Source organism: Paraburkholderia panacisoli, assembly GCF_008369935.1.
GTDB lineage: Bacteria > Pseudomonadota > Gammaproteobacteria > Burkholderiales > Burkholderiaceae > Paraburkholderia > Paraburkholderia panacisoli.
In genome coordinates this window covers 102171-114633 of the sequence record NZ_VTUZ01000024.1, presented here as the reverse complement: position 1 = coordinate 114633, position 12463 = coordinate 102171, and the positions used below count along the sequence as shown (strand labels likewise).

Below are 12463 nucleotides of genomic sequence, written 5' to 3'. Positions count from 1 at the left end.
ACAAGTGCCCTCTTCGGATTCGCGAAGCGGATTGGGCGACTGTCGCCGGACGGCGGAGCCTTTTAGGCTCGAGCGCCGGATTTCACTGCGACACGACAGCGTGCGAGCGTGCTTCGCATCGATGCAAAGGACTGAGCATGATTCAAGCAGGTGACAAGCTGCCCGACGCGACGCTCTTCGAGTTTGTGGAAGACGAGCGGGCGGGCTGCACGATCGGGCCTAACAGCTTCGACGTGCGCGAGCAGACGGCGGGCAAGCGCTTGGTGATCTTCGGATTGCCGGGCGCGTTCACGCCGACCTGTTCGGCCAAGCATGTACCGGGTTATGTCGAGCACGCCGAGCAGTTGCGCGCTCTTGGCATCGACGAAATCTGGTGCGTGTCCGTCAACGACGCGTTCGTAATGGGCGCGTGGGGACGCGATCAGCACGCCTCGGGCAAGGTGCGCATGATGGCGGACGGCAGTGCGGCTTTCACACGGGCGCTCGGTCTCGAGCAGGATTTGTCGGCGCGGGGCATGGGGATCCGTTCCCAGCGCTACGCGATGGTGGTCGACGACGGCGTGGTCAAGACGTTGAACGTCGAGGCTGCCGGCAAATTCGAAGTTAGCGATGCAAAGAGTATTCTCGCCACGTTGAGCTAGTAACTTGGGCGTCGCCCCTTCGCCTCGGGCCTGCGCGCTTTTGCCGCGTTGTGCCAGGGCAACGGTGAGTAAGACGCTTTTGTGACAGGCCGTTACGCGGGCCGATGACCGGAAACGCCTCCGTTCCGGGCATCGGCCCGTCACGCTTCCCTGACGGGTGCCCGATGGGTAATGCAGCGAAACAGATTGATACCTTCCGTGCGGCAACGCTCCCTAGGGGATTGGAGTATAATTCGTGCTATGAAATAAAAAGTCCCGATTGGGATTTTCAATCGACCAGAAGATCACCATGTTGAAGCAGCGCACTATCAAATCAATCGTCAAGACAGTTGGCATCGGCCTGCACTCCGGCCGTAAGGTCAATCTGATGCTCCGTCCGGCGGCGCCGGACACCGGCATTGTGTTTTCGCGCGTGGATTTGCCCACGCCGGTGGACATTCCCGCGTCGGCGATGGCGATTGGCGATACGCGTCTCGCTTCCGTGTTGCAGAAAGACGGCGCGCGCGTCTCGACCATCGAGCACTTGATGTCCGCTTGCGCCGGTCTTGGCATCGACAACCTGTATGTCGATGTCACGGCCGAAGAGATCCCGATCATGGACGGCAGTGCCGGTTCGTTCGTGTTCCTGATCCAGTCTGCCGGTATCGAAGAGCAGAACGCGGCAAAGAAATTCATCAAGGTCACCAAGCCGGTCGAAATTCGCGACGGCGACAAATTCGCGCGGCTCGACCCGTTCTTCGGTTTCAAGCTCAAATTCACGATCGACTTCCGTCACCCCGCCGTGGACAAAACCGGCCAGGCGCTGGAAGTGGATTTCGCCAACACGTCGTACGTTCGGGAAATCGCGCGTGCCCGCACGTTCGGTTTTGCGCACGAAGTGGAAATGATGCGCGAACTGGGTCTGGCGCGCGGCGGCAGCATGGACAACGCGATCGTGCTCGACGAGTACCGCATCCTGAACAACGACGGCCTGCGCTATGACGACGAGTTCGTGAAGCACAAGATGCTCGACGCGATCGGCGACCTGTATGTGGTCGGCCATCCGTTGCTGGCTTCGTACACCGCGTACAAGTCGGGTCACGGCCTGAACAACGCGCTGCTGCGCGAGTTGCTGGCGCATGAAGATTCGTACGAAGTCGTCACTTTCGACGACACGCAGAAAGCGCCACGCGGGTTCGCCTACGAGACGCAGACGGCTTTTGCTTGACGCGTGTGGTTGATTGGCTGGGTTGACGTAGATGAGCCCAGGCAGACACATGAAAAACGGCCCACACGGGCCGTTTTTTTTCGTTCAGCGAGTTCTCCGATGCCGGGCCGCCATTCTCGCCAGCGCTTCCTGTAGCGGCGACGGCGCGAGCGATTCGCTCAGCGCGTGCAGCGCGTCGGCGCCGACCGGCGTCATGCGTGCCTGTTTGACCGGCGGCGGCTCCTTGGCCGGCTGCGGCCGCACGCGAATTCTCAGCGCATTGACCGGCCAGCCGCGCTGCTGCAGGTCCGCCAGCAGGCGCGGCTCCAGATGCCGCAAGCGCGCCGCGAGCGCGTTGTGCGCGGCAAACAGGGCCAGCACGCCGTCCTTGATAAAGCCCGGCTCCACGCTCGTCGCCAGATAATCCGGCAACAGCGCGCGCAGATCCTTTTCCAGCGCCGCAATCTGCTCGACGCCCGCGCGCAGCGCCGCGAACGCGTCCGTGCGATTGAGCACCTCGGCGACCGGCTGCGGGCGGCGCGCGACAAACTGCTTGGACGGCGGCCTTGAAAAGGACGGAATACGGCTCATGTTTGATGGTGACGGCGTGTTCGCACCCAATGCGCGTTCACGCTGCGATTGTACCGTGCGGGATGCACGCGGGTCCGCCTCAATGCGTAGTGTCAAAGCTCGCAGCGGCGGGCTTCGGACGCCCGGCCGTCGTCGCGCCTCTGACACAGGCGCTGCCGGGGGCGCGTGCTAAAATGCCCGATTCGGTGCGACACGCACGCTCGTGTCCGGTGGCTCCACGTTACGGAGCATCGACTAGAGGGTTATTGAGGCGACTCACCATGCCCTCCGCAGGCGGCCCCCTTGTGGGCTGCACTTTAAGCTGTAGATGCATCTCAGTGAGGTGCGTCCTTGTAGTGAAATTGGTGACCGGAGCAGCCAGCCGGGGACCTTGTTGCATTGGCCTGATTACCGTCAGGTCCCGCCCAGTCAGCGGCTTCATCACCGCCGACAGGGCGGGTTGATGTTTGCAATTCCCGAGCCTTCAGGCAAGGGTTTCGCTAAACGATACGAGCGAAAGCTCGGTGTGTCATTGTTCGACCTCGTTTGTTGGAAGACGAGGGTAGTGAACCTGCTGTACGACCAGCAGTAGCCTAGGAGGACATGCGTCACTGGCAACGGTGGGGTGTGAAGCTCTTCTGACAATGTAGCCCCCGGACGTTTCGGGCAGGTCGGTTCCGCGAGGAGGCGGTCTGGATACTCCTAGCAGCAAGGGGGTAAGGCGCTAGGCTGGCTGATAGGGTTAACGGAAGTGAACTGCTGATAAACCTCGTTAGCATTGTGTGCCTAAGCTGCTGATAGGCACTAACCAAAAGGTATGCGGTCGGATAGCCCGCTCGAATCTCGGGTTACGTCGTTAGTGATACCGCCGGGGAATAGGCAGAACCTAAGTCAGTCGTGTGACATGCCGGGAACGTGGTAAGCCTGTATGGTTGCCAGCGCAGTCGGGCTGGCAGGCGAACCGTGAGGGACGCTGTTGATTGTGCAGGTATGGGAGGACGGAAAAAGCGAAGGCCGGGCTGTAATGGACCGGATAGGGGTTGAGACATCACCTCACGCGAAAGCGGGCAGACTTCCGTCTGGTCTACCGTCGCAAGACGGCTGACTACCCTCTGTAAACTTGGTTAGATGCAGGTGCATGCGCCTGTGTTGAGTTTTGTTGTTCCCCAGCGGGGTGTATCTGCCCCGCTGGGGGAGATGCGCCTTCTGTCTGGAGACTTTTCCAGGTAGGAGAGCAGCATGAAAGTATTTGGTCGAACGACCAGATCTGCGCTTTCCCATGCGCCGGACAACTGGTACGCCATAGATTGGCGACGGGTTGAGCGGAATGTGAGAGGGATGCAGATTCGAATTGCGAAGGCGACGCGGGAAGGTGACTGGCGCAGGGTGAAAGCCCTGCAACGGATGCTTACTCGCACGTTGTCTGCAAAGCTGTATGCGGTACGACGTGTTACGCAAAACCAGGGTGCGCGAACGGCTGGAGTCGATCGCGAGCTATGGGATTCGCCTGAAAGCCGATGGGAAGCCGTCGGCAGGCTGAAGCGGCGCGGATACAAGCCTCTGCCATTACGGAGAGTCTTTATCCCCAAGGCAAATGGGAAGGAACGTCCACTGGGCATTCCGACCATGCGGGACAGGGCGATGCAAGCTCTGTATCTGCTGGCCTTGGAGCCAGTGTCGGAATCGATGAGCGACCTGAACTCTTACGGGTTCAGGTTGAATCGTTCGACAGCCGACGCGATGTCCCAAATCCGCGTCTGTATGTCCCAAGAGGCCTCGGCCAAGTGGGTCCTAGAAGCGGATATCAAGGGGTGCTTCGACCACATCAGTCATGACTGGTTGGAAACCAATGTCCCGATGGACACAGGAATCCTCCGGAAATGGTTGAAGGCTGGCCTGATTTATCAAGGCCAGCTACGGGCGACTGAGGCCGGTACGCCGCAGGGAGGCATCATCTCCCCGACGTTGGCTAACGTAACGCTGAACGGGCTGGAACGAGAACTGGCGGTGCATCTCGGTGCAAAACTAGGGATCATGAAAGCCAGAAGGCTGAAGGTGAATGTGGTGCGGTACGCGGACGACTTCGTGATAACCGGTGACTCGAAAGAGATACTGGATCAAGAGGTCCGACCTTGGGTAGAGGCATTCCTTGCGGTTCGAGGGTTGCAGTTATCGGAGGAAAAAACGCGGATCACTCACATTGACGACGGCTTCGATTTCCTTGGGTGGAATTTCCGGAAGTACTCGGGAAAGATGCTCATCAAACCGAGCAAAAAGAACGCGAAAGCGTTCTACAGTAAGGTGGCGGAAACGATTAGCAGCAACAAGACGGTGAAGCAGGAGGAGATGATCCGACTGCTAAACCCAATGTTGCGCGGATGGGCGCAGTATCACCATCCGGTTACGGCCAAAAAGGCGTACACCCGCATGGAGCATCTGGTGTTCCGGAGGCTCTGGTGGTGGTCCAAGCGGCGACATCCGCGAAAGAGCAGCAGTTGGGTGCGACAGAAGTACTTCCACTCAATCGACGCTCGACAGTGGGTGTTTGCGGTCCGGACGGTTCGAGACGATGGCAGTTGGGGCCTGATGGAGTTGTACCAACTCAGCGGTACGGCGATCAGGAGACACAAGAAGATCCAAGGAGAATTTAATCCCTTTGATCCGAAGTGGGAGCAATATGGCGAGCAACTGCGGCAGACGCGTCTGTGGGATTCGATGCGCTACCGGAAACAGTGGGCAAAGCTGTACATGTCGCAGAGCGGGTTGTGTGCGCACTGCGGCTGTGCCTTGACGGACGAAACAGGCTGGCACGACCATCATCTGGAATATCGGATGCATGGCGGGTCAGACAAGTTGTCCAACCGGGTCTTGCTTCACCCGCACTGTCACCAGCAGGTACACGTTGGTAAACTTGTAGTAACTAAGCCGGTTCTGTCGTAGACAGAACTTTGTTTGTAGATTTGAGCCGTATGCGGGGAAACTCGCACGTACGGTTCTCGGGGGGCCCGATCTTCGCAAGAAGGTCGGGCTACCCGACAATTCACTCTTGGACTAAGCCGCCGAGGCCCTTCCGACCCCGGAGCGCGCGTGCATGAACCGTACGCCGCAACCCAGCCGAAGCCGCGACGCAGACACCGATCCGATGACCACCGGTTTTCTACAGAAGATTTTTGGCAGCCGCAATCAGCGGCTAGTCAAGCAATATCAAAAGACCGTCGCGGCGATCAATGCGCTCGAACCGCAGATCGAGCAATTGACGGACGATCAACTGCGCGCGAAAACGGGTGAATTCCGCCAGCGCGTCGCGAGCGGCGAGTCGCTCGACAAGCTGCTGCCGGACGCTTTCGCGGTGTGCCGCGAGGCCAGCAAGCGGACGCTGAAAATGCGCCACTTCGACGTGCAGCTGATCGGCGGCATGGTCCTGCACTACGGCAAGATCGGCGAAATGCGCACCGGCGAAGGCAAGACGCTCGTCGCCACGCTGCCGGTGTACCTGAACGCGCTGTCGGGCCGCGGCGTCCACGTCGTTACGGTCAACGACTACCTCGCGCAGCGCGACGCCGAATGGATGGCGCGTCTGTACAACTTCCTCGGTCTGTCGGTCGGCATCAATCTGTCGCAGATGGATCACGAGTCGAAGCAGCAAGCCTACGCCGCCGACATCACGTACGGCACCAACAACGAATTCGGCTTCGACTACCTGCGCGACAACATGGTCTACGAGACCGAGGCGCGCGTGCAGCGAGCACTCAACTTCGCGGTGGTCGACGAGGTCGACTCGATTCTGATCGACGAAGCGCGTACGCCGCTGATCATTTCCGGCCAGGCCGAGGACCACACCGAACTCTACGTGCGCATGAACGCGCTGCCGCCGCTGCTCGAACGCCAGATCGGCGAAGAGAAGGCGGACGGCACCGGTGTCGAAAAGCCGGGCGACTACACGCTGGACGAAAAAGGCCGTCAGGTGTTCCTGACCGAGTCGGGCCACGAAAAGGCCGAGCGCCTGCTCGCCGAGTGGGGCCTGATCGGCGAGGGCGAGAGCCTGTATGCGCCGCAGAACATCACGCTGATGCACCACGTGTACGCGGCTTTGCGCGCACACACGCTGTTCTTCAAGGATCAGCACTACGTCGTGCAGAACGGCGAAGTGGTGATCGTCGACGAATTCACCGGCCGCCTGATGGCGGGCCGCCGCTGGTCGGACGGCTTGCACCAGGCCGTCGAGGCGAAGGAACACGTGAAGATTCAGAGCGAGAACCAGACGCTCGCATCGATCACGTTCCAGAACTACTTCCGCATGTACGCGAAGCTGGCCGGCATGACCGGCACGGCCGACACCGAAGCGTACGAATTCAATGAGATCTACGGTCTCGAAACGGTCGTGATCCCGACCAACCGTCCGCCCAAGCGGATCGACAAGCAGGATCAGATCTACAAGACCGCCAAGGAACGCTACGACGCGGTGATCCGCGACATCCGCGATTGCTTCGAGCGCAGTCAGCCGGTGCTGGTCGGCACCACGTCGATTGAAAACTCCGAACTGTTGTCGCATCTGCTCAAGCAGGCCGGTTTGCCGCACGAAGTGTTGAACGCGAAGCAGCACGCGCGTGAAGCCGAGATCGTCGCTGAAGCGGGGCGTCCGAAGCGCATCACGATCGCCACCAACATGGCCGGCCGCGGTACCGACATCGTGCTCGGCGGCAACGCGGAAAAGCAGGCGTCGTTCATCGAGCAGGACGAAACGCTGGCCGACGACGACAAGCAGCGCCGCATCCAGAAGCTGCACGACGAATGGCAGGCGCTGCACGATCAGGTGAAGACCGCGGGCGGTCTGCACATCATCGGCACCGAGCGTCACGAGTCGCGCCGGATCGACAACCAGTTGCGCGGCCGTGCCGGCCGTCAGGGCGACCCGGGTTCGTCGCGTTTCTATCTGTCGCTGGAAGACCCGCTGCTGCGCATTTTCGCCGGCGACCGCGTGCGCGCGATCATGGACCGTCTGAAGATGCCGGAAGGCGAGGCGATCGAGGCGGGCATCGTGTCGCGTTCGATCGAGTCGGCGCAGCGCAAGGTCGAAGCGCGCAACTTCGACGTTCGCAAGCAATTGCTCGAATACGACGACGTGTCGAACGATCAGCGCAAGGTCATCTACCAGCAGCGCAACGAATTGCTCGAGGCGAACGACATCACGGAGACCATCGGCGCAATGCGTCATGGCGTGATCGCCGACATCGTGCACCAGTTCGTGCCGGCGGGCAGCATCGAAGAGCAGTGGGACGTGCCCGAGCTGGAAGAAGTGCTGCGCAACGAATGGCAGCTCGACCTCGCTATCCAGGAAATGATCAACGAGTCGAACTCGATCAACTCCGACGAGATTCTCGAAGCGGTCGAAGTCGCCGCGGACGAAGCGTACGAGGCAAAGGTCGAGCTGGTGGGCCGCGAGTCGTTCAGCGCGTTCGAACGCTCGATCATGCTGCAAACGCTTGACCGCAGCTGGCGCGAACATCTGGCCGCGCTCGACCATCTGCGTCAGGGCATCCATCTGCGCGGCTATGCGCAGAAGAACCCGAAGCAGGAATACAAGCGCGAGGCGTTCGAATTGTTCGCCGCGATGCTCGACGCCGTGAAGCTCGAAGTCACCCGCATCGTGATGAACGTGCAGATCCAGTCGCCGGAACAACTGGAAGAAGCCGCCGAGCAACTGGAAGAGCAGGGCAGCCATCTCGAGAACGTCGAGTTTCGCCACGCCGAATTCGCCGAGGCCGCTGCCGCGGCGCCCGTCGCAGCCGAAGCGGCCACCGCCGCGATGATCGGCGACGCGATGAGCCACGGCCACGGCCACGGCTCGTCGTCGCAAGCGGCGTCGAACGTGAGCGCGGACAGCGTGCCGAAGGTCGGCCGCAACGATCCGTGCCCGTGCGGCAGCGGCAAGAAGTACAAGCAGTGCCACGGCAAGATCGCGTAAGACCGAATGCGGCGCGCTCCTGAGCGCGCCGCGTTGTTTTACGCTGGGCTTCGCCGTTGATTTCGCGGTGGTTCGCGCAACCCGCCCGATCCATCAGTTTCGTTCCCCTCGATGCCGGCGCCTGCCGGCATTTTCTTCGACAGGTCGCGACCATGGCTGTCAATTTCCCCTCGATTGATCCCGCTCAACTCCATCCGGTAGCCGGCGTTACGCTTGGCTGGGCGGAGGCGAATATCCGCAAGCCGAACCGCAAGGACGTGCTCGTCATTTCCGTGGACGAAAGCGCGACGGTTGGCGGCGTGTTCACGCAGAACCGTTTTTGCGCGGCGCCCGTCACGGTGTGCCGTGAGAATCTGGCGCGCGTGCGCGCGGGCGGCAAGCCGATTCGCGCGCTGGTCATCAACACCGGCAACGCGAATGCAGGCACGGGTGAGCCGGGTCTCGTGGCTGCGCGCGAAACATGCGCCGAACTCGCGCGACTCGCGGACATCTCGCCGGAACAGGTGCTGCCGTTTTCGACCGGCGTGATTCTCGAACCGCTGCCGGTCGATCGTTTGAAGGCCGGTCTGCCGGCCGCGCTGGCCAACCGCAAGACGGCGAACTGGTACGACGCCGCGCAGGCGATCATGACCACCGACACCCTGCCGAAGGCCACCTCGCGCCAGGTCGCGATCGACGGCCATACGGTCACGCTGACCGGCATCAGCAAGGGCGCCGGCATGATCAAGCCGAACATGGCGACCATGCTCGGCTTCCTCGCATTCGACGCGGCCGTCGCTCAACCGGTGCTCGATGCGCTGGTCAGGCACGTCGCGGACCGCTCGTTCAACTGCATCACGATCGATGGCGATACGTCGACCAATGATTCGTTCATCCTGATCGCGTCGGGCAAATCGAGCCTGCCGGCGATCACGTCCACCGATTCGCCCGCTTATGCAGCGCTGCGCGACGCGGTGACCGAAGTCGCCCAGAGCCTCGCGCAACTGATCGTGCGCGACGGCGAAGGCGCGACCAAATTCATGACCGTGCATGTCGAAGGCGGCTCGAGCATCGGCGAATGCCGCCAGATCGCGTACGCGATCGGCCATTCGCCGCTCGTGAAGACGGCCTTCTATGCATCGGACCCGAATCTCGGCCGCATCCTCGCGGCCATCGGCTATGCCGGCGTGGACGATCTCGACGTCGGCAAGATCGATCTGTATCTGGACGACGTGCTGGTCGCGACTGCCGGCGGCCGCAATCCGGCCTACCGTGAAGAAGACGGCCAGCGCGTCATGAAAAAGAGCGAGATCGGCATTCGCGTCGTACTCGGCCGCGGCAATGCGCAAGCCACGATCTGGACTTGCGATCTGTCGCACGACTACGTGAGCATCAACGCCGACTATCGTTCGTAATCAGGTTCGTTGCGCGGCCCCTTGGCCGCGTATCTGGCCGCTTACTTCACCGTCATGGACAAACTCGAACAGTTTCTGACCCGGGCCGAAGCCGTGCTCGTCCGCCTGGAAGCGATGCTCCCGCCCGCCGCGCCTGAGATCGATTGGTCGGGCGCGATCGCCTATCGCTGGCGCAAGCGCCAGGGGCGCGGTTACCTGCAGCCCGTGCCCGCTATTTCGTCGATCACGCTCGACGACCTGAAAAACATTGATCGCCAGAAAGGGTTGATCGAGCAGAACACGCGCCAGTTCGTGCGCCAGCAGCCGGCCAACAACGTGCTGCTGACGGGCGCGCGCGGCACCGGCAAATCGTCGCTGATCAAGGCGTGCCTGAACACCTATGCGAAAGATGGCCTGCGTCTGATCGAAGTGGACAAGGACGATCTGCACGATCTCGGCGATATCGTCGATCTGATCGCGAAGCGTCCGGAGCGCTTCGTGGTGTTCTGCGACGACCTTTCGTTCGAAGACGGCGAGTCGGGCTACAAGGCGCTGAAGGTGGCGCTCGACGGTTCGATCGCCGCGCAGTCGGACAACGTGCTGATTTACGCGACGTCGAACCGCCGCCATCTGCTGCCCGAGTACATGAGCGACAACGAGACGTACAAGCACACGTCCGACGGCGAGATTCACCCGGGCGAACTGGTTGAAGAAAAGATCTCGCTGTCCGAGCGATTCGGGCTGTGGGTCAGCTTCTATCCGTTCAAGCAGGACGACTACCTGTCGATCATCGGCCACTGGCTGCGGCATTTCGGCTGCGACGACGCCGAAGTCGAAGCGGCGCGCGGCGACGCGCTGGTGTGGGCGCTCGAACGCGGCTCGCGCTCGGGACGGGTGGCGTGGCAGTTCGCGCGTGACTGGTCCGGCCGGAAAACATCGGCATGAGTGACGCGCAGAAGAACGCCGCTGGTCGTTCGGTGACGGAAGTTGCCGTCGGCGTGCTGATTCAGCCGGACGGGCGCTATCTGCTGGCGCAGCGTCCGGCGGGCAAGCCGTATGAGGGCTACTGGGAGTTTCCTGGCGGCAAGCTGGAGGCGGGCGAGTCGGTCGAGGCTGCGCTTGCACGTGAGCTGCACGAGGAACTAGGGATCGACGTTCAGGCGAGTCAACTTTGGCACACGCTCGAACACGATTACCCGCATGCCTATGTGCGGCTCTTCTTCTGCAAAGTCACGCAGTGGTCCGGCGAGCCGCACGGCCGCGAAGGCCAGGCGTTTGTCTGGCAGACGTTGCCGGCTGATGTCGCGCCGTTGTTGCCGGCGACCATTCCTGTGCTCGAATGGCTCGCGGCTGAAAAGAACTAGTAGAGGGATATGCGCAGTAGCGGGCGCTGCACCAGCCGCGCCCGCCCGCGTCATTGCCGCAGTGGGCTCCTCGCTCAATGCGGGTTGTAGTCCCCGCCAGGCGCTTCGTCCGACGCCGCTTCCTGATCGGTCCCGCCGATCTTGTACTTCTCAGCGGCCCAGGCGCCGAGGTCGATCTGCTTGCAGCGGTCGGAGCAGAACGGGCGGAAGCGGTTTTCAGGGGTCCAGCGGACATCCTTGCCGCAAGTGGGGCATTTGACGACGGTAGGCATACGGTCAGGCAGTCAATCGCAAAACGGAACAAGTAAGGAATATAGGGGTATTTCGCGCCGCTTCAAAGGCGCGCCCCTCGATCTGGATCTAGCCGGCGAACCCTTGCGGACCGGGTGCGGTCCGGGTTGTCAGCCAGTTTACAGGCTGCAAAGCGTGAGCTGAAACGGCACGTCGACATCCACTGCACGCGGACGCAGATCGCCGTCCTGCACTGTGAAGCGTACCCACAGCATGTACTTGTTGGCGCTCGCCTCCGGAATCACCCGCAATTCAGGTGCCACGCGAACCTGCATCAATTGATACGAACGCCCTGACAGCATCTGCTGGTAGCTGCCTTGCATCGCCATGACTTTCGACGCCTGGCCGGACTCGCGCGCGAGCCGCAGAACGATGGTCGCCGCGTCGCGCAGCGGCAGCAGCGGCGTGACCCACTTGGCGATGTCCTGGCGGCGCTGATCAGGATGAAGCTGCTGCCACGCGTAGTAGGACGGCAGGTCGAATTTGCAGGTGCCACCGGGAATGATTGCGCGGCTGCGAATGCTGGCGAGCCACTCGTTGTCTGCAAGATGCTGGCCGGTCTTGCCCTGCATCTGCCCAAGCCCCGCGAGGGTCTGTTCGATTTCGCCGAGCACGGCTTCCAGCGCGTTCTGTTCGATGCCCGGATTGCCGCGAAACGGCGCCAGCGTTTGCCGTTGACGTTCGAGTTCCTTCATCAGATCCGACTTCAGATCCGCGCGACCCGCAACCTCTGAGATTTCGAACAACGTTGTCAGTGCGACGTGATGTTCCCTGGCGTCTTCCTGAGTCAGAAAGAACGTGAAGCGCTCGAACAGATCTTCGAGGCGCAGCAGCGTCCGGATTCGCTCGTTGAAGGGATACTCGTAAAGGATCAAGCGGGCTCGCCTCGGGCGTGGTCGGTGACGGGAATGCAGAACATTCTAATGCCGTGAGACTACCCTAGCAATCACGCACTTTTTCAGCACGCATTCGCAACTTTTTTCATGTGTTTCGGGTAGTTTCTGCGCGCATCGACAAACGCGGTGCCGCAAAGGGGCTACGGATGGGCGAAGACTGGCGCTCTGGGTTAGCGC

10 protein-coding genes are annotated in these 12463 nt (G+C 61.4%); 7 read left to right on the top strand and 3 right to left on the bottom strand.

Going from position 1 to position 12463, the window contains the following annotated elements:
• Positions 1–137: 137 nt before the first annotated feature.
• A complete protein-coding gene (locus FVF58_RS30275; protein ID WP_149673449.1) occupies positions 138–641 on the top strand; it encodes a peroxiredoxin in 504 nt (167 codons plus the stop codon).
• Positions 642–930: 289 nt separating this feature from the next.
• Positions 931–1848 (top strand): UDP-3-O-acyl-N-acetylglucosamine deacetylase, encoded by a 918-nt coding sequence (lpxC, locus tag FVF58_RS30270; protein WP_149673448.1) that lies wholly within the window; start codon positions 931–933, stop codon positions 1846–1848.
• 84 nt (positions 1849–1932) lie between these two features.
• Here the strand turns inward: lpxC and FVF58_RS30265 are convergent, their stop codons facing one another.
• Positions 1933–2418, bottom strand: coding sequence for a DciA family protein (locus FVF58_RS30265; RefSeq protein ID WP_149673447.1), 486 nt, complete (start codon positions 2416–2418; stop codon positions 1933–1935).
• Between the two features lie 1218 nt (positions 2419–3636).
• Here FVF58_RS30265 and ltrA point away from each other — a divergent pair.
• The 5 genes from ltrA (at position 3637) to mutT (ending at position 11099) form a co-directional block, all read left to right on the top strand.
• The gene (ltrA, locus tag FVF58_RS30255; RefSeq protein WP_149673445.1) at positions 3637–5337 is read left to right on the top strand and encodes a group II intron reverse transcriptase/maturase; all 1701 of its coding nucleotides are present in this window, start codon (positions 3637–3639) and stop codon (positions 5335–5337) included.
• Between the two features lie 202 nt (positions 5338–5539).
• Positions 5540–8362 (top strand): preprotein translocase subunit SecA, encoded by a 2823-nt coding sequence (gene secA / locus FVF58_RS30250; protein ID WP_149673473.1) that lies wholly within the window; start codon positions 5540–5542, stop codon positions 8360–8362.
• A 152-nt stretch (positions 8363–8514) separates the two neighbouring features.
• A complete protein-coding gene (gene argJ / locus FVF58_RS30245; RefSeq protein ID WP_149673444.1) occupies positions 8515–9756 on the top strand; it encodes a bifunctional glutamate N-acetyltransferase/amino-acid acetyltransferase ArgJ in 1242 nt (413 codons plus the stop codon).
• 54 nt (positions 9757–9810) lie between these two features.
• Positions 9811–10680 (top strand): ATP-binding protein, encoded by an 870-nt coding sequence (locus FVF58_RS30240; protein ID WP_149673472.1) that lies wholly within the window; start codon positions 9811–9813, stop codon positions 10678–10680.
• Positions 10677–11099 carry an 8-oxo-dGTP diphosphatase MutT gene (gene mutT / locus FVF58_RS30235; RefSeq protein WP_149673443.1) on the top strand — a complete coding sequence of 141 codons (423 nt, stop codon included), beginning with the start codon at positions 10677–10679 and terminating at the stop codon, positions 11097–11099. The genes FVF58_RS30240 and mutT overlap by 4 nt, the downstream gene beginning before the upstream one ends.
• A gap of 74 nt (positions 11100–11173) precedes the next feature.
• On the opposite strand, the gene yacG is transcribed toward mutT, so the two are convergent.
• Entirely contained in the window at positions 11174–11371 is a 198-nt protein-coding gene (gene yacG / locus FVF58_RS30230) for a DNA gyrase inhibitor YacG (protein ID WP_149673442.1), read from the bottom strand.
• Positions 11372–11509: 138 nt separating this feature from the next.
• Positions 11510–12265, bottom strand: coding sequence for a cell division protein ZapD (gene zapD / locus FVF58_RS30225; protein ID WP_042320771.1), 756 nt, complete (start codon positions 12263–12265; stop codon positions 11510–11512).
• Between the last annotated feature and the right edge of the window lie 198 nt (positions 12266–12463).